The 19,153-nt window shown below is 30.8% G+C and carries 13 protein-coding genes; 12 read left to right on the top strand and 1 reads right to left on the bottom strand.

Annotated elements, in window-relative coordinates:
• The first annotated feature begins 102 nt into the window (after positions 1–102).
• Positions 103–2,559 (top strand): GGDEF domain-containing protein, encoded by a 2,457-nt coding sequence (locus GQF29_RS06990; protein ID WP_008789241.1) that lies wholly within the window; start codon positions 103–105, stop codon positions 2,557–2,559.
• A 22-nt stretch (positions 2,560–2,581) separates the two neighbouring features.
• On the opposite strand, the gene GQF29_RS06985 is transcribed toward GQF29_RS06990, so the two are convergent.
• Complete coding sequence (locus GQF29_RS06985) at positions 2,582–3,898, bottom strand: MATE family efflux transporter (RefSeq protein WP_008789242.1); 1,317 nt, start codon at positions 3,896–3,898, stop codon at positions 2,582–2,584.
• A gap of 64 nt (positions 3,899–3,962) precedes the next feature.
• On the opposite strand from GQF29_RS06985, the gene GQF29_RS06980 reads away from it, so the two are divergent.
• From GQF29_RS06980 to GQF29_RS06930, 11 genes are all read left to right on the top strand, one after another.
• Complete coding sequence (locus GQF29_RS06980) at positions 3,963–4,790, top strand: MerR family transcriptional regulator (protein WP_008789243.1); 828 nt, start codon at positions 3,963–3,965, stop codon at positions 4,788–4,790.
• 46 nt (positions 4,791–4,836) lie between these two features.
• Positions 4,837–5,655, top strand: coding sequence for a Cof-type HAD-IIB family hydrolase (locus GQF29_RS06975; protein ID WP_008789244.1), 819 nt, complete (start codon positions 4,837–4,839; stop codon positions 5,653–5,655).
• Positions 5,655–5,828, top strand: a complete 174-nt coding sequence (locus tag GQF29_RS06970) for a DUF4250 domain-containing protein (RefSeq protein ID WP_008789245.1) — start codon at positions 5,655–5,657, stop codon at positions 5,826–5,828. The genes GQF29_RS06975 and GQF29_RS06970 overlap by 1 nt, the downstream gene beginning before the upstream one ends.
• A gap of 47 nt (positions 5,829–5,875) precedes the next feature.
• Entirely contained in the window at positions 5,876–7,078 is a 1,203-nt protein-coding gene (ilvA, locus tag GQF29_RS06965) for a threonine ammonia-lyase (RefSeq protein WP_017144053.1), read from the top strand.
• 267 nt (positions 7,079–7,345) lie between these two features.
• A complete protein-coding gene (locus GQF29_RS06960) occupies positions 7,346–7,705 on the top strand; it encodes a hypothetical protein (RefSeq protein WP_008789248.1) in 360 nt (119 codons plus the stop codon).
• Positions 7,706–8,092: 387 nt separating this feature from the next.
• The gene (gene carB / locus GQF29_RS06955; protein ID WP_008789249.1) at positions 8,093–11,311 is read left to right on the top strand and encodes a carbamoyl-phosphate synthase large subunit; all 3,219 of its coding nucleotides are present in this window, start codon (positions 8,093–8,095) and stop codon (positions 11,309–11,311) included.
• A gap of 130 nt (positions 11,312–11,441) precedes the next feature.
• Entirely contained in the window at positions 11,442–12,710 is a 1,269-nt protein-coding gene (locus GQF29_RS06950; protein ID WP_008789250.1) for a glycoside hydrolase family 125 protein, read from the top strand.
• A gap of 75 nt (positions 12,711–12,785) precedes the next feature.
• A complete protein-coding gene (locus GQF29_RS06945; protein ID WP_008789251.1) occupies positions 12,786–14,126 on the top strand; it encodes a PTS sugar transporter subunit IIC in 1,341 nt (446 codons plus the stop codon).
• Positions 14,119–16,764, top strand: a complete 2,646-nt coding sequence (locus GQF29_RS06940) for a glycoside hydrolase family 38 N-terminal domain-containing protein (RefSeq protein WP_008789252.1) — start codon at positions 14,119–14,121, stop codon at positions 16,762–16,764. The genes GQF29_RS06945 and GQF29_RS06940 overlap by 8 nt, the downstream gene beginning before the upstream one ends.
• Before the next feature lie 41 nt (positions 16,765–16,805).
• Positions 16,806–17,567 carry a MurR/RpiR family transcriptional regulator gene (locus GQF29_RS06935; RefSeq protein WP_008789253.1) on the top strand — a complete coding sequence of 254 codons (762 nt, stop codon included), beginning with the start codon at positions 16,806–16,808 and terminating at the stop codon, positions 17,565–17,567.
• 276 nt (positions 17,568–17,843) lie between these two features.
• Complete coding sequence (locus GQF29_RS06930) at positions 17,844–19,148, top strand: PTS sugar transporter subunit IIC (protein ID WP_008789254.1); 1,305 nt, start codon at positions 17,844–17,846, stop codon at positions 19,146–19,148.
• The last annotated feature ends 5 nt before the right edge of the window (positions 19,149–19,153 follow it).

Here is a 19,153-nt window from a genome sequence, read left to right as displayed (position 1 = left end):
AGGCAGTAATCATTGACATTAATAATCTATTGTGAGTATTATAAGAATATATTGTATCAAAAAAGGAAGATTTGTATAAATAAGATGAGGAGGGACGAATAGATGAAGAAATTAGTTACAATTTTAACTTTATTCATTATGATAATAACATGTATTGTTCCGCTCTCTGCAAAAACAAAAGTAAAGGTAGCATATCCTATTCAAGATGGTCTAACTGAAATTTCAGAGAATGGGGTGTTTTCTGGATATACATATGATTATTTAAAAGAACTTGAACGTTTTACAGATTTTGAATTTGAATTTGTAACTTTAGAAGGAGATGTAAATGATCAACTTGTAGCTGCACTAGAAAAGGTTAAAAATGGTGAATTAGATCTTATGGGGGCCATAATATATGATGAGAGTTTAGCATCTATATATGATTATACTTCAACCAACTATGGTATGGGAAATATGGCATTATATGTATCAGCCAATAATGCCAATATTAATGAGACAAATATTTATTCTATGAAAAATCTAAAAGTGGGTGTTTTATCATCATCAAATAAAAAGAATCCTAGTTTAGATAAGTTTGGAGAAACAAATGGAATTGTTATTGAACAAGTTTGTTATGATTCATTTGAAAAGATGAATCAAGCTTTAGAAAAGGGCGATGTTGATAGTATTTCAGTTTCGGAACAATCTGCATTAAAAGGAAACTATAGGGTTGTTGCAACCTATTCTCCAAGACCATTTTATTTAGCCACAACAAAAGGGAATTCTCATCTTATTTCTGAACTTAATGATGCTATGACGAAACTTAATAAAGAACAACCAACTTTAATGAGTGAGTTACATGATGAATATTTTTCTTTAAGAAATAACGAGTTTAGTTTAACTGATAGTGAGAAAGCATTTATTCAAGAGAATCCAGTTATTGAAGTTGCGTTCTTAGGTGGAAAGGCACCATTCCAATCGATGAATGGTCAAGGAGATATCTCAGGTATTACAGTAGATGTACTTGATAGTATTGGTAAGTTAGCTGGCATACAATTTAAGTATGTATATACGGAATCATATGATGAATATCGGAAATGGGTATCTGAAGGGGATTATATGTTATTAGGGGGGATTGCATCTCCTTATCATTCACAAGAAGAAAAATATACATTATCACGTTCTTTTTTAGAGTCAAGCGTTGAGCTTGTCTTAGTTAAAAACATAGAAGCTACAGATATATATAATCACACAATTGCTTTGCCGAAGGGTATTAGCGTTACGAATGACTATGAAGGAAAAGTGAAGTATTTTGATAATCCACTTGCATGTTTGGATGCGGTTGAAAGTGGAAAAGCGGATTATACTTACTTAAATAGTCACACAGCCATGTTTTACAATACATCATCAAAATATGATAATATTAATATGATTCCACAGGAAAAGAATTATAGTCAAAAAACAAGTATAGCAATTAGAAATGACGTTTCATCGCAATTGACCAATATTATTAACAAGGGAATAGATAGTGTAACAGCATTACAAATACAAGATATTGTATTTAAAAATGCTACATACGTAAAAGAAGACTTATCATTAATTGATTATATTCAGGAAAATCCAGTAGAGTTTATACTCTTTGGATTGGTGCTTCTTGGACTCTATCTATCTTTGCGTTATTATACAAAGCTAAAAAATGATAAGAAAATTCGTAGAGAATATGAAAGATTTCAACAAATAAGTGAACTGTCAGGTGATTGTTTTTTAGAATATAATATTGCTAAGGATTGCTTGACCTTAAGTGGAGGTGGTGCATTCTTATTGAGTTCTGTTTTAATATATCCGGATTATCTAAAAAATTGTTATCGAGAAAGTGAAAGAATTCGTTCAGTATTAAATACTTTACAAACATTTAATGAAGAATGTTATATAGAATTTTTAGATGGTGAAAAACGTTGGCAGAATGTATTGTTGCAGCCAATTTATGATAATCAAAATCAAGCTACTCATATCATAGGGAAAGTAACAGATATACAAGCTCAAAAAGAAGAACAATTATTATGGCGTGAGCTTGCTCAAAGAGATAGTTTGACAAAAATCTATAATTCTGCAGCATGTCGAGATCTCATTAATAAATTTTTAGAAGAAGAAAAGAATTATAAAGGTAGGCTTGCTTTTATTATTTTAGATATTGATCATTTTAAATCTATTAATGATCAGTATGGTCATTATTTTGGTGATCGTGTTCTTCAGGAATTAGCAATGACTCTATCACGAGTAACGAAATCTACAGATATTCTTGGCCGTGTTGGTGGTGATGAGTTCATTATAGGTTTAAAATATCCTGAAAGTATAGAGTATGTAGAGGTTTATTGTCAACGATTGTTAGAGGTAGTATCTCATCATATATGTAAGGATAAAGAAATAGATGTAACAGTAAGTTTAGGAGTTGCTTTTTCAAGAAAAGCCAATACTTTTGATGATTTGTATCAGTTTGCTGATCAAGCTTTATATCAAGTGAAGAAGACAGGTAGAAATCATTATCAATTATATAACACATTAGAAAAGGACGAAAATTAATGTTTCGCCCTTATTTTTATTATCATAGTGTTTGAATAAGATGATATTTGTTATGCAGTAGAAATGCAATAAATAAAACAATGAGTTCGGTAAGAGGAAAAGCCAACCAAACACCAGTTAATGAGAAGAACTGAGATGTGACTAAAACAATAGGTATAATTAACAACCCTCCTCTTAAAATAGATATTAAAAAAGATGGTTTGACTTTTTCAACAGATGCAAAATAGGAAACTGCAATCATATTAATACCAACACAGAAGAAACCAGTAAAATAATACAATAAGCCATTTTTAGCAATTTCTGTCATGACAATATTGTTTTCACTATTAAATAAAGAAATAATATTTTCTGGGAACATAAAGATAAGAATATAGACAATTCCAGAAACAATTAAACTCATAACAATAGCGTAACGAGTAATTGTATGAATTAATTCATTTTGATGATGACCATAACATTGACTTAGCAGTGGCTGAATCCCTTGGGCTATACCTGTATAAAAAGATGTTACAACCAAAGCAAGATTACATACAATTCCATAACTTGCAACTGCAATATTTCCACCAATATTAAGAATAACAATATTGAAAATAAAAATAATAACGCCACCTGATAATTCCGTTACAAATGATGGAATCCCAATAGTTATAAAATGATAAAGATGTTCATAATAGAGTTTTGTTTTTACAAAAGTAAAGTTATTTCTCTTTTTAGCAAAATGGAACATACAAATCAATAAAGAAACAACAGGTGAAAATCCAGTTGCTAAAGCAGCACCAAACATACCTAATTGACAAGGAAATACTAAAATATAATCAAAAATAATATTGAATAATGTTCCCATTAACATAGCAATACTGGCAAGTTTAGGATTATGATCATTTCTAACAAATGTTACCATAATTTGATTGAGTATAAAAAAAGGTGTAAAAATAATAAATGTACGCAAATAATCAACCGCAATAGGCAGAACTTCACTATTTCCACCTAATAATTGAACTATAGTTGCTGGAAAGAAGATTCCAATAATCATAAAAGGAATAGAAATAATGAGACCAACAATTAGAGATTGACTAAAATATTGATTCGCTTCATGATGTTTATCTTGACTCTTTAAAATAGAAAAACGTGTTGCTGCTCCCACACCTAACATTGTACCTAAACCGAATATAATATTATAGATAGGTAAATCTAAATTCAATGCAGTTAATCCTAAAGGACCAACACCATTAGCTATAAATAAAGTATCTGCTAGTATATAACAAGATAAGCCTATCATACTAAGCATACTTAAGCTTGTGTACTTAATAAAGGTTGCAAATATATTTTTTCTGTTCATAAAATTCACCTCCCATGCTATAATAAACTATGGTGTTACCCTATAGTCAAGGAGGAAAATAAAAATGTCTCAATATTATCAAACATACTATACAACTGGTGAATTTGCAAAACTATGTCATACAACCAAAGAAACACTTTTTCATTATGATCAGTTAGGATTGCTTAAACCAGATCTTGTTAAAGAAAATGGCTATCGTTATTATTTATCTAAACAATATTTTGAATATGATTTTATCAAAGTTCTTCAAGAAGCAAAGATGTCATTAAAAGAGATTCAACTTTTTATGAAAGAAAGAAACAGTCAGAATTTTGTGAATATTTTAAGTGAAAAAAATCAGGAATTAGAAAACGAAAAAAAGAAGATTCAAAGAATGCAATACCGTATTCAACAAGCTATTCATATGACTGAATATGGAATGAAGACAAAACACATGGAACCTTTTTTTGAAGAGTGTAAAGAAGAACATCTGTTGACTATATCTTTACCTGGTCGACAAATGACTGATAAAGAAATGATGACTTATATTAGTGAACACTTGGAGTATTGTCATCAGAATCATTTGACAGAGGAATTGCCAATTGGAAGTATTGTTTATAAAAATCAATATTTAAAGGGAAGTTATAATGAAAATTGTTATTATGTTAGAATAGAAAAGAAACGTAAAGATGATAATTATTGGTTGAAACCTAAAGGTTTATATGGCACAATTCTTCATGAAGGATTCTATGATACTATACATGAATCTGTTTGTAAATTATTGGATTTTATTGAGAAAGAGGGTTATCAAGTGATTGGTGATATGTATGAATATGAGATTCATAATCATTTTACATCCCAAGATATTTATAAGTATCTTATACAGATATCAATACCAGTTGAGAAAAGATAGACAAAATATATAAAATCATTTAGTATTATAAAAAATGGAGGGAATTATGAAATATAAATTAATAGCATTAGATCTAGATGGTACATTAAAAAATTCAAAGAATAAAATTACGCCAAAGACAAAAAAAGCATTAATACAAGCACAAGAATTAGGCATGAAAATTGTGCTGGCATCAGGTCGACCAACACCAGGATTGCGTCATGAGGCGAAAGAGTTAGAATTAGAAAAGTATGAAGGGTATATTTTATCTTTTAATGGGGCTAGAGTTGTTGATGTAAAAACAGGAGAAACAGTTTATGAACAGACACTTACTCTTGAAGAGGCTAAGAGAGCTTATGAACGCTCAAAAGAATATCAGTTATCTTGTATGACATATAAAGATAATATGATTATGACTGAAGATATTGATGATAAATATGTATGCATTGAAGGACAAATTAATGATATTGAAAAAAAGAAAGTCAGTTCATTTATTGATTGTTTAGAAGAGCCAATACATAAAGTTTTATTAACTGGTGATCCAGATTATGTGGGTAATATTGAAGCAGAATTTAAAGCACCATTTGGGGATACATTGAGTATTTATAGAAGTGCTCCATTCTTTATTGAAGTGATGGCGCAGGGAATCGATAAAGCAGCTTCATTAGACAGATTAGTTAAGACATTGGGAATTCGTCAGGAAGAAGTCATTGCGTTTGGTGATGGATATAATGATTTGAGTATGATAGAGTATGCTGGATTAGGTGTGGCTATGGATAATGCTGTTGATGGTGTCAAAGAAAGAGCGGATATGATTACAAAATCTCATGATGATGACGGTATTGCCTACACACTTTCACAAGTTATAGAAGGGATTGATGTATAATGTTACCAAATGATCCAGCGATGTTGTTAAGTTATATTAATATGAAACTAAGAGATCAATATGATTCATTGGAACGACTATGTGATGATTTAGATATTTCTAAGTCAGAAATTGTAGAAAAACTAAAAACAATAGATTATATTTATGATAATGAAAAAAATCAATTCAAATAATAAAATGTTTGTGCTATAATTGGGGAAAATATGTGGAGGAGAAGAATATGTTAAAATTAGAACAGTTTCAAGAAGCAAAAAAGAGAGTCGATGAAGTTATTATTCCAACTCCCTTAATATATAGTGATGCCTTTTCAAAAGAATGTAAGAATGAAGTTTATATAAAACCAGAAAATCTTCAAAGAACAGGGGCTTTTAAGATTAGAGGTGCTTATAATAAAATAGTCAAAATGGATGATTCAGCAAAACAACATGGATTAATTGCTTCTTCAGCTGGAAATCATGCTCAAGGTGTTGCATATGCTGCTAATAAGCTTGGTGTTAAAGCAACAATTGTTATGCCTAAACATACACCACTTATTAAAGTTGAAGCGACACAGTCACATGGAGCAGAAGTGGTTTTAGCTGGTGAAGTTTATGATGATTCATATAAGGCAGCATGTGATTTACAAAAAGAATATGATTATACTTTTGTTCATCCTTTTAATGATGAGGATGTTATTGAAGGGCAGGGAACAATTGCTTTAGAAATCTTAGAGGAATTACCAGATACAGATATCATCCTTGTTCCAGTTGGTGGCGGTGGTTTAATTTCTGGAATTGCCTGTGCAGCCAAACAAATTAAGCCAACGATTAAAATTGTTGGTGTGGAACCAGAAGGAGCCGCAAGTGCTTTAGCTGCTATTAATGAAGATCAAGTAGTTGCTTTAAAAGAAGCTGTGACAATTGCTGATGGAACTGCAGTTAAACAAATTGGTGAATTAACTTTTGATTACATTAAAGAATATGTAGATGGAATTATTACTGTTTCTGATTATGAATTGATGGATGCTTTCTTGCTGTTGGTTGAAAAACATAAATTAGTCGCTGAAAATTCAGGTATTTTATCATTAGCAGGTTTAAAAAAACTCAATGAAAAAAATAAAAAAGTTGTATCATTAATTAGTGGTGGAAATATTGATGTGATGACTATCTCATCAATGATTAATAAGGGCCTTATTGCGAGAGGAAGAATTTTTACATTCTCTGTTCAATTACCAGATAAACCAGGACAGTTAGAATATGTTGCACATGTTTTATCACAATGTAATGCAAATGTTATTGGCGTTGACCATAACCAGTTTAAAAACTTTGCCCGTTTTAGTGAAGTTGAACTTCGTGTGACTTGTGAGACAAATGGTGAATCACATATTCAAAAGATTATTGATACATTTAGTGAAGAAGGATATATTATTACAAAGATTAACTAGAATAGGTTTGATTAATGGGATAGAAATATCCTATTTTTTGTCTTGCATTACCTTGAAATCACAATTATTGACATTTATACATATGTGTTCTATAGTAAAATAAAGAGTTTTCTTCAGTGTAGTGGGATATATGAGTTATATTAATATATAGTGTCAAGTAGGGTAATAAGCTATAAGATTTATAATTGCCCATATACTGGCAGTCTCTCACTTTGGTTTAGATAATTTTAGAAATGAGCTCCCAAATTTATAAAAAGGAGATGAATTATGCTAAAAAAATTATGTTGTATTTTTATGTTGGTGGTTTTAGTAGCTTGTCAACAAGCTGATATAAATGTTGAACAAGGAAGTTATATATATAAAGGTGATGATATATCAGTACTGGCAACTTTGGAACTTAAAGAAAATGATGATGAAACTTGTTTTGAATTATCACCTGCGACTATCAGTTCTACCATGTATCGAGGAGATTATAAAGTTGATGGACATCGACTGATCTTACATGATGATGAAAAAGATATAGATATTTATTTTACAATTTATCAAAAGAAATTAATATTCTATGGGAGTTCTAAAGATAAAGTTGATTATTTGGATGAAAATAGTCAATTTATATTTGTCGAATAAGTATTGATAAAAACACAGAATGTTATAAGAAATTGATATGTTTATATAATTATAGAAAGTATCATTGTTGCCATGACTGATTTATAAATATAATATATGGATTAATGATATGATAAAGAAATGTAATTAAAATAATGTGGATATATGATTGATGTAAAACAAAAAGTTTTTAAAATTTTCCTTGAATATTGTTGTTATATCTAATATACTATATAAGAATAAGGAAGGAATGAGGAAAAATGACATTTTTTAGAGATATTGTAGTTAAAAACAATTGCAAAAAAAGTTCTTTTTCTCGTTTTTTATATTTGTTTCATTAGGCATATCATTTTTGTTGATATGTCTTTTTTATGAGAATTTTTATAAAGAGAAAGTGGAGGAATATATATGCCAAAAAGAGAAGATATTAATACTGTATTAGTTATTGGTTCTGGACCAATTATTATTGGTCAAGCGTGCGAATTTGATTATTCAGGGACACAAGCATGTAAAGCATTAAGAGGTTTGGGATATAAGATTGTATTAGTCAATTCAAACCCAGCAACCATCATGACAGATCCAGAAACTGCTGATGTGACTTATATTGAACCATTAAATTTAGACAGATTAACACAAATCATTGAAAAAGAAAGACCAGATGCATTGTTACCAAACTTAGGTGGACAATCAGCATTAAACTTATGTTTAGAATTACAAGAAGCTGGTGTTTTAGATAAATATAACGTGAAAGTATTAGGTGTTCAAGTTGATGCAATTGAAAGAGGAGAAGACCGCCTTGAATTCAAAAAAGAAATGAATAAACTTGGCATCGAAATGGCTAAGAGTGAGATTGCGAATACAGTTGAACATGCATTAGAAATTGCTGAAGATTTAGGGTATCCAGTCGTTGTTAGACCTGCTTACACTATGGGTGGAGCTGGAGGAGGACTTGTCTATAACGTAGAAGAGTTAAAAACAGTTGTTTCTCGTGGTTTACAAGCAAGTTTAGTTCATCAGTGTTTAATTGAAGAATCTATCTTAGGATGGGAAGAATTAGAAGTTGAAATTGTCAGAGATGCAAAAGGAAACATGATTACAGTTTGCTTTATTGAAAATATTGATCCATTAGGGGTTCATACTGGAGATTCTTTCTGTAGTGCTCCAATGTTAACAATATCTCAAGAAGTTCAAGATCGTTTAAAAGATCAAGCATTTAGAATTGTTGAATCTGTAGGTGTTATTGGTGGAACAAATGTACAATTTGCTCATGATCCAGTCTCTGATAGAATTGCTGTTATTGAAATCAATCCAAGAACTTCACGTTCTTCAGCATTAGCATCTAAAGCAACTGGTTTCCCAATCGCCCTTGTTTCTGCTATGTTAGCAGCAGGATTAACATTAGATGAGATTGAATGTGGAAAATATGGAACTTTAGATAAATATCAACCAGATGGTGAATATGTTGTTATTAAATTTGCAAGATGGGCATTTGAAAAATTCAAAGGTGCGGAAGATAAACTTGGAACTCAAATGAAGGCTGTTGGAGAAGTTATGAGTATTGGTAAGACTTATAAAGAAGCTTTCCAAAAAGCAATTCGTTCACTTGAAATTGGTCAATATGGATTAGGATATGCGAAAAACTTCAATGAATTAACAAAAGAAGAATTACTACAAAAGTTAACTGTACCAACAAGTCAAAGACAATTCATTATGTATGAGGCTTTAAGAAAAGGGGCAACAGTAGAAGAATTATTTGAATTAACTCAAATTAAACATTATTTCATTGAACAAATGAAAGAATTAGTTGAAGAAGAAGAAAATATAAAAACATTCAAAGGAAAAGAATTACCTGTAGATGTTTTAAAACAAGCAAAACAAAACGGTTTCTCTGATAAATATTTAAGTGAAATCTTAGATGTAGAAGAAGCAGTGATTAGAAATGAAAGATTATCTAATGGAATTAATCAAGCGTGGGAACCAGTTCATGTGAGTGGTACAAAAGATAATGCTTATTACTATTCTACATATAATGCTCCAGATCATAGTGATATTCATACTGATAAAAAGAAAATTATGATTTTAGGCGGAGGACCTAACAGAATTGGTCAAGGTATTGAATTTGACTATTGTTGTGTTCATGCTTCTTTAGCACTAAAAAAACTAGGATTTGAAACAATTATTGTCAATTGTAACCCTGAAACTGTATCTACTGATTATGATACTTCTGATAAGTTATACTTTGAACCATTAACATTAGAAGATGTCTTAAGCATTCATGAAAAAGAAAAACCAGTTGGTGTTATAGCCCAATTTGGTGGACAAACACCATTAAACTTAGCTGCTCAATTAAAGAAAAATGGTGTAAATATCCTAGGAACAACACCAGAAACAATTGATATGGCTGAAGATAGAGATTTATTCAATGCAATGATGGAAAAATTAGAAATTCCAATGCCTGAATCAGGAATGGCAGTCAATGTAGAAGAAGCATTAGAAATTGCAAAACGTATTGGTTATCCATTAATGGTAAGACCTTCTTATGTATTAGGTGGTCGTGGTATGGAAGTTGTTTATGATAATGAATCATTAGAACAATATATGAAAGCGGCTGTTGGCGTAACTCCAGATAGACCAATCTTAATTGATAGATTTTTAAATAATGCTATGGAATGTGAAGCAGATGCTATTAGTGATGGTACAAATGTATTTGTTCCTGCAGTTATGGAACATATTGAATTAGCTGGTATTCATTCAGGAGACTCAGCATGTATCCTACCTTCTAAACATATTCCAATGAGACATTTAGAAACAATTAAAGAATATACAAAGAAAATTGCTAAAGAAATGAATGTTCGTGGTTTAATGAACATGCAATATGCAATTGCTGATGATAAGGTCTATGTATTAGAAGCCAATCCAAGAGCTTCAAGAACAGTGCCTTTGGTATCTAAAGTATGTAATATTAACATGGTTAAAATTGCTACTGATATTGTGACAAGCGAATTAACTGGAAGAGTTTCTCCAGTTCCTACATTAACTGAAAAGAAAATTCCACATATTGGGGTTAAACAAGCTGTTTTCCCATTCAATATGTTCCCAGAAGTTGATCCAATTTTAGGGCCTGAAATGAGATCAACAGGAGAAGTTTTAGGAATTGCCAGTTCATACGGTGCAGCAATGTACAAAGCTGAAGAAGGTGCAAAAACAATTCTTCCAACTGAAGGAAAAGTTTTATTCAGTGTTAATGATTTAGATAAACCACAAGTTGTAGCTTTGGCTCAAGGATATTATGATGCTGGATTTACAATTGTCGCAACTGGAAATACATATGAATTGATTAAACAAAGTGGAATTCCTGTAGAAAAGATTAAGAAGATTCATGAAGGTAGACCAAATATTAATGATGCTTTAACAAATGGTGATTTAGCAATTATTATTAATACACCTCATGGTAAACAAAGTGCTCATGATGATAGTTATATTCGTAAATCAGCTATTAAAATGAGAATTCCATATATGACAAATATTGCTGCTGCAAAAGCTTCATTAGAAGGTATTATGGAAATGAAGATTCATGGTAGTCATGAAGTTAAATCTTTACAAGAATATCATAAAGCCATTAAATAATTGATAAATAGAAATCTATCACGTGGGAAAACCACGTGATTTTTCTATTATTAAGTTTGTAAAAATAATTCTCTCCTTGAAATAGACAAAAGAGTTAAATATAGTTAAGATAGAGTTGGAGGAAAAGAATATGAAAATAGAAGATTTATTCAAACAAGCAGATACTATATTAGAAGATGAAAAACTAAGAGAAATGTTTAAAAAATGCTTTCTATCAACATTAGAAACAAGTGTCAAAGTAAAAGGAGATAAAACGTATATCATTACTGGCGATATTAATGCTATGTGGTTACGTGATTCTAGTTGCCAAGTGAATCATTATCTTAAGTTTATAAAAGATGATTTAAAGTTACAAAAACTTATTAAAGGTCTAATTAAAGCGCAGGTTGATTACATATTGCTTGATCCTTATGCTAATGCTTTTCTGAGTGAACCAGATGTTGAAAGAGAATATCATGATACAACAATAATGAAACCTTATGTCTGGGAAAGAAAATATGAATTAGATTCTTTATGTTATCCTGTCAAACTGACTTATCAATATTATCAAGAGACAAAAGATCAAAGTCTCTTTGATGAAAAATATTTACATTTTATTCATACAATACTTAATATTATCGAATTAGAACAAAAACATAGTGAAAACTCTACATACACTTTTGAAAGAGATATAGCTAAGACATGGGATTTAAGAAAAACAGAAACACTTCAAAATCATGGACATGGCTTTGATACAAGATATACAGGAATGACATGGAGTGCTTTTCGCCCATCTGATGATGCGTGTACATTTAACTATAATATTCCTGGTAATATGTTTTGTAGTGTAATTTTAAATTATTTAAGAGAAATTGTTAGAGATATTTATAAAGATTCGTATTTAGAAGAACGTATTGTTGATTTGAAATTTCAAATTGACTATGGAATAGAATTATTTGGAATTGTTCATCATCCTCAATATGGTAAGATGTATGCATATGAAACAGATGGATATGGAAATCATGTTTTAATGGACGATGCCAATGTACCAAGTTTATTATCAGTTCCTTATTTAGGGTTTACTGATTATCAAGATGAAGTTTATCAAAATACGAGACAATTTGTTTTGAGTCATGAAAATCCTTATTATTATGAAGGAACACGTGCAAAGGGAATTGGTTCGCCACATACATGGCCACAATATATCTGGCCAATTGCATTATCAATGCAGGGTTTAACTTCACAAAATGAAAATGAAATGAAAGAATTAATTGATATGATTATGAATAATACTGGTGGGACTGGAGTCTGTCATGAAAGTTTTGATGTCAACGATGACTCAAAATATACAAGGCCTTGGTTTTGCTGGGCAAATTCTTTATTTGCTGAACTTGTATTGAAAGCATATTTTAAGATGTAAAAAAATTACAGTTTCTGTAATTTTTTTATGTAACCGCTTATTATATACTTGAATATGCAAGGGAGGAAGTTTCAAATGAAATATATTATGACTTTTTTAGAAAAATATTTGATGCCATTTTCAGATAAAATTACATCAAATAAATTATTAAATGCGATCAAAGACGCATGTATCTTAACAACACCATTTACTGTTGTTGGTTCTTTGGCAGGGCTTGTCAGCCAACAAGCGACTTATTGGTTTGGACAATGGGGAATCCCATTAGAAGGAATTTTAGGTAGTGTTGTTCATGCTTTTTCTAACATCAATACAGTTGCTATGGGGTTGATTGGTATTGTTGTTGTGCTTGCATCTTCATATAATTATGCAACACAATTAAGAATGGGTAAAGAAGGAGATAAATGTGTTCCTTTGGTTGCAAGTATTGTTTCTTTAATTGCTTATATTGCAACAATTCCAAATGCACTTCAAGTAGGTGATAATACAATTACAGCATTCCAAATTAATTTCTTTAATTATGAAGGAATGTTTGCTGGAATGATTATCGGACTACTATCATCTTATATGTACTACCGTTTAATTAATTCTAACTTTACAATTAAATTGCCTGGACAAGTTCCACCAATGGTGTTGAATTCATTTATGTCTATCATTCCATTCTTAGTTATTATTACAGTGTTTTCAGTTGTGAAAGAAGTTGTCTTATTAGCAGGATTTGAATCTTTGCAACAATTAATTACACAATTTATTATTTCGCCACTTAATGGTATTGGTACTGGTTTACCAGCAGTTATTATTGTCATTATTATTATGCAGTTATTATGGTTCTTTGGAGTTCATGGATTCTCAATTATGTGGGGATTAATCTCTGTATTATGGATGCCAATCTTCTACGAACATATTCAATTATATGTTGAGACTGGATCGTTTGCTGCAATTAAAGAAATTGCACCTAATACATTATGTAATGTTTATGCAATGATTGGTGGTTCTGGTTCAACATTAGCATTAGTTGTCTTATTACTTGTTTTAGGTAAGAAAGGTTCAGCTGAAAGATCAATTGGAAAGGTTGCTATTATTCCTGGATTATTTGGAATTAATGAGCCAGTAACATTTGGATTACCAATTGTTTTCAATCCAATTATGTTCTTACCATTTGTATTTGTACCAGTTATTAATGCAATTGTTGGTTATGTTGCAACCGCTGCTGGATGGGTTAATCATTTGGTTGTATTAAATTCAGGTGTAGAACCAGTTTTTGCAAATGCTTGGGTATTAGGTGCATTTACAATCAGTCCAGTTATCTTAATGGTTGCTTTGTTTGCATTAGATTTAGTTCTTTATTATCCATTTGTGAAATTACAAATCAAACAAAATAGTGAAACTGCTGAGAATGTGGGTGTGACAGTTGAGTAGAATACATTTTATTCCACATGTTCACTGGGATCGAGAATGGCTACGTTCAACAGATTCATCAAGAATAAAGCTTGTCTATTTCTTCGATCGTTTAATTGATATGTTAGAGAATGATCCCAAAATGTATTACTTTACTTTTGATGGTCAAACTGCTGCTTTAGAAGACTATCTTGCAATTCAACCGTTTCAAAAAGAGACAATAAAAAAATTAGTAAAAGAACGAAGACTCTTCATTGGTCCTTGGTATGTTCAACCTGATATGATTATTCCTTCAGGTGAAGCATTGGTTAGAAATTTACTCATTGGGTCTCAATATGCATCATCATTAGGTCATTGTATGAATGTTGGGTGGGTTCCTGATGCCTTTGGGCAAAATAAAATTACACCATATTTATTTAAAGAATTGGGCATGAAAGGAATTTATGCTTGGCGTGGATTTGATTATGAAGTCTTAAAGGATTCCTTGTTTATGTGGAAAGGAAATGGGAATGTTAAATTACCTACTGTTCATTTTGCTTTAGGTTATGGTCATTATCGTGGTTTTCCAGAAGAATATGAAAATGTCAAAGCAGATATGCAAGACTTTATACCAAAATTAGAAGCACGTTTTCAGGATCAGGAAGTTTTGTTTATGCTAGGAAGTGATTATGCCTTTCCACGTAAGCACTCTTCTTTAATGATTGAAAAATTAAAGCAAGAAGGTTATGATTGTCAAATGAACAATCCTGAAGATTACCTAGAGACTCTCTTATCAGCTGCTAAACACAATCATCATGTTCTTGAAGAATATCAAGGCGAAGCAAGAAGTGCGACGTTAGGGAGAATTCATGCTGGTATTACCTCAACTCGTATTGATATTAAAAATGCCATGAGATATTATGAGACCCTTATGGCTAAGGTTGTTGAACCAATGATTGCTATTTCACGTTTTCAAGGTGGTCATTGTCATCAGGAATTGGTGAATTATTTTTGGAAAATTATCTTTAAAAATCAATTTCATGATTCTATATATAGTTCATCACCTGAGAGTATTAATCAAACTGTTGAGAATCGTTTATTAAATTTAAGACATGGTTTAAATGAACTTATCTGGATGAATTTTAGATATTTGGCAGAATCAGCAAATCTAAGTTCAGTACAAAAAGATGAAGATATACTTGTATTGTTTAATACTTTGCCATATCAAAGACAGGATTATGCATTTGTAAGCATGATTGTTAAACATAAAGATTTTGTATTAAAGCGTCAAGATGGGACAATTGTTCCGTATCAGATGATGAATGAAGTCATAGCAACGTGTCACGATATTGAGTATTACAATGGTATGGAGAACTTTCATGATTCTGGAGAGGTTTTAGAAGGTACAAAATATAAAATACAAATCAAAATAGATGCATCTATTCTTCCAGCAATGGGATATGAAATCTTAAAAGTTTGTTTTCATCAACAAAATTCTCAAGAAATGATTGGCGATGTTCAAATCTTAGAGAATGGAGCAGAAAACCAATATTTAAAGATGTTTATTCAAAAAGATGGAACAATATCAGTTGAAAATAAGAAAACAAAAGAGGTTTATCATCATTTAAATGCTTTCGTAGAAAAGGGAGATGATGGTGATGAGTATAACTATTCACCATGTGGAAACGATAAAGAAATCAGTATTTATCATAATCAACCAACAATAACATGTATTGAATCTTCTGATATTGAAGTCAAGTATCGTATAGAATACAATGCCAAGGTTCCAGCAAAAGTCGTTAATCATGAACGAGTTCAGGAATTAGAAGCATTAAAAATAATTAGTGATGTTTCATTAAAAGCAAGAAGTCAGACAATTGATTTTACAACAACAATTGAAAATCATTCATGTGATCATATTGTTAGAGTCACTTTTGATGATCTTTACCAATCAGAAGAAAATTGTAGTCAAGATCAGTTTGGAACAATTATTCGTAAAAATATTATCGAAAATCAAAAGAGTTTAGAAGACGGTGCAACTGAATATGTTTTACCAATGTATGCAATGCAGCGCTTTGTTCAATTACATCACCAAAAGTCAATTATGGCACTGATTAGTAAAGGCCCTTTAGAATATGAAATAGAAAATAATCAGAAAATCTGTTTAACTTTATTAAGAAGTGTAGGGAAATTTGGAAAAGCAGACTTGCTAATTAGACCAGGAAGAGCTTCTGGATATCGTATGGATGCTCCATCTTCGCAGTTATTAAATAAGAACATAACGAGTGAATACTCTTTATTCTTTGGCATACAAGCAGATATGTCAAAGATGATACAAGATGCAGAAATGCTAAATACGCCTGTACAAACACGTTATTTAAATGATATAAGTAGACAGAAAAATCAAGGTCTAGATTGGCAGTATAGTGCTATCAGTCTTGATACACGTGTAGAACTTATGGCTTTAAAGAAAGCAGAACATGGACAATATTCAGTTATTCGTATAGTAAATAATCGTGATAATGATGTGGAGAATGTTAGATTTCATGTTCCTTTAACAAAGAAATGTTATTTGAGTGATGTTCAAGAGAAGAAAAAAATAGAACTTGAAAATAAAAATGGTGAAATTATTATCAAAAATATTATGTCAAATACTTTTGTTACTGTTATAATAGAGTAGATGAATTCTACTCTATTTTCTTGTAGAAAGGATGGTAATATATGAGTTTGATTAAGAACTTTCAAAAACATGGTAATCATTTAACTGAATTAGAAATAGAATGCTTTAATAAATTATTAGCATTCCATGATTTAGAACCAAGCCTCACTATTTCTTCTTTAGCAGATACACTTAATGTTTCTACTACAACAATTTTTAGAATGGTTAAGAAATTAAATTATAAAACATTTATGGATTTTCGGTATGATTTATTATATCATCGCAGAGATGAATATGAATATCAAGCACCAACTGAAAGTACCTGTGATTCATTAGAAAAAGAAATTAAAGATACAATGGAAATGTTAAGAAATGTAGATATTAATGATGCAGTTAAAGATATTGTTCAAGCAAAAAGTGTCTTGATTTGTTCTTCAGGGATGAATAAATATGTTGCTAAAATATTAGCTGTTAAATTAAGCTTGTATGGAATTAGAACAATATATCCTGATGATCATTGGTTTCTTTATTTAGAAGCTAATAATTTAACGGCAGAAGATTTTGTTATTGTCCTTTCTAGAGGTGGAACAACAGAGCCTATTCTTGATGTGATGAAGAATGCTAAATTAAGTGGCTGTAAAATCTTGTTAGTCACAGAAACAAGAAATTCACCAATGACACAATTATCTGATTATGTTATGAATGTTTCTGTATCTAAAGACGAAGGTTATGATATTGATTCTCGATTACATATCCATCTTGCTATTGAGTATTTATTAAGAGAATTAATGAATCAATATTTGTATAATAAAAAGTATTTATAGAATTCATGATAGAGTTTTATTTTATGTCAAATATTGTCTTTTTCTGTATTATAACTTAAATATGTAGATTTTATCTAAATGTAAGGGTTTCCATTCGTGGAAACTTTTTTGATTTTGAGAAAACTTTTGAATATAATAAAGGTGAAAAGAGGAGGGGGCATGTCAAGATTTATTATAGAACTGATCAAGCTATCATAAATCAGATAACATTATTCATTCATTTTATGTAAGTCTCTTTTTAAATGAATGACTGAACTAAAAAAGGAGGAAGAAAGTATGCAAGCTTTAAATCGTTTTTTTGAAAAATATTTTATGCCTTTTGCGACGAAACTCAATAGTATTAAAGGGCTAATTGCTATCCGTGATGCATTTATACAGATTTTCCCTCTTACATTTGTGGGGTCAATCGTTGTCTGTATTAATGTTGTATTATTAAGTTCTACAGGTTTTATTGGTCAGTTTCTTGTGAAATTGATTCCTAACTTAGATGATTTCCAAGCTGTTCTTGCACCAGTAGGGAATGGAACAATTAATTTAATGGCTGTCTTTATCGTTTTCTTAATTGCTAGAAATATGGCCAATCAATATAAAGTTGATGGCTTAAAAGCTGGGCTTACAGCTTTGGCATCATTCTTTGTGTTATATCCACCTAAAGTAGAAGGCATGTTAACTGATTCTTATTTAGGAGCAAATGGTATCTTTGTAGCCATTATTGCTGGATTACTAGTTGGTTATGGTTTTAGTAAGTTAACAAAGGTTGACAAACTTCAAATTAAGATGCCTGAACAAGTTCCACCTGAAGTGGCAAAATCATTTATGGTTGCAATTCCTTCGGCTATTCTTATTATATTGACTTCAATTGTTTCTTATTGTATTTCATTAATTGAACCTGCTGGGTTAAATGCATTGGTTTATGCTGCTTTACAAGCACCAATTCAATCTTTAGGAGCTACTCCATTTACACCACTTATCTTAATCTTGATGGCTATGATTTTATGGTCTGTAGGAATTCATGGAACATTTACAGTTTCTCCTATTTATCTAACACTCTATGCATCAATGAATATTGCTAATATTTCTTATGCTGCACAAGCTGGAACAACTGCTGGATCACCATATCCTTATACATGGTTTGCACTTTTTGAAAATTATGGATGTATTGGCGGGACAGGAAATACACTTGCATTGATAGTTGCTATCTTAATTTTATCTCGCAAGAAGGGTTGGAAAAGGGATGATTATACAAAAACAGCTAAGATTGGATTCATACCAGGCTTATTCTGTATTAATGAACCTATTATCTTTGGGCTGCCAATTGTCTTAAATCCAATACTTGTGATTCCATTTATATTAAGTCCAATTGTTTCAATGGGTTTAGGTGCATTAATGATTTCAACAGGATTTGTATTGCCAGGTACATTAGATGTTGGCTGGACAACTCCACAACCTATTAAAGCTTTCTTATCAGCTTCAGGTTCATGGGAAACGGCAGTATCAGTCTGTCTTGTCTTTGTCATATGTGTATTGATCTATTTACCATTTGTTGCAATGGCTAATAAGCAACAAACACAACAATCGTAAAGGAG

The organism is Coprobacillus cateniformis, assembly GCF_009767585.1.
GTDB lineage: Bacteria > Bacillota_I > Bacilli_A > Erysipelotrichales > Coprobacillaceae > Coprobacillus > Coprobacillus cateniformis.
Note: the sequence above shows the minus strand (reverse complement) of the source record. Positions and strands in the feature narration are given on the sequence as shown.

Bases quoted from the DNA above. Each gene is read 5' to 3' on its own strand.
- GQF29_RS06970 (WP_008789245.1), top strand. From the start codon at position 5,655: ATGTTACCAAATGATCCAGCGATGTTGTTAAGTTATATTAATATGAAA.
- GQF29_RS06990 (WP_008789241.1), top strand. From the start codon at position 103: ATGAAGAAATTAGTTACAATTTTAACTTTATTCATTATGATAATAACA.
- GQF29_RS06930 (WP_008789254.1), top strand. From the start codon at position 17,844: ATGCAAGCTTTAAATCGTTTTTTTGAAAAATATTTTATGCCTTTTGCG.
- GQF29_RS06960 (WP_008789248.1), top strand. From the start codon at position 7,346: ATGCTAAAAAAATTATGTTGTATTTTTATGTTGGTGGTTTTAGTAGCT.
- GQF29_RS06950 (WP_008789250.1), top strand. From the start codon at position 11,442: ATGAAAATAGAAGATTTATTCAAACAAGCAGATACTATATTAGAAGAT.
- GQF29_RS06985 (WP_008789242.1), bottom strand. From the start codon at position 3,898: ATGAACAGAAAAAATATATTTGCAACCTTTATTAAGTACACAAGCTTA.
- carB (WP_008789249.1), top strand. From the start codon at position 8,093: ATGCCAAAAAGAGAAGATATTAATACTGTATTAGTTATTGGTTCTGGA.
- GQF29_RS06980 (WP_008789243.1), top strand. From the start codon at position 3,963: ATGTCTCAATATTATCAAACATACTATACAACTGGTGAATTTGCAAAA.
- GQF29_RS06945 (WP_008789251.1), top strand. From the start codon at position 12,786: ATGAAATATATTATGACTTTTTTAGAAAAATATTTGATGCCATTTTCA.
- GQF29_RS06935 (WP_008789253.1), top strand. From the start codon at position 16,806: ATGAGTTTGATTAAGAACTTTCAAAAACATGGTAATCATTTAACTGAA.
- ilvA (WP_017144053.1), top strand. From the start codon at position 5,876: ATGTTAAAATTAGAACAGTTTCAAGAAGCAAAAAAGAGAGTCGATGAA.
- GQF29_RS06975 (WP_008789244.1), top strand. From the start codon at position 4,837: ATGAAATATAAATTAATAGCATTAGATCTAGATGGTACATTAAAAAAT.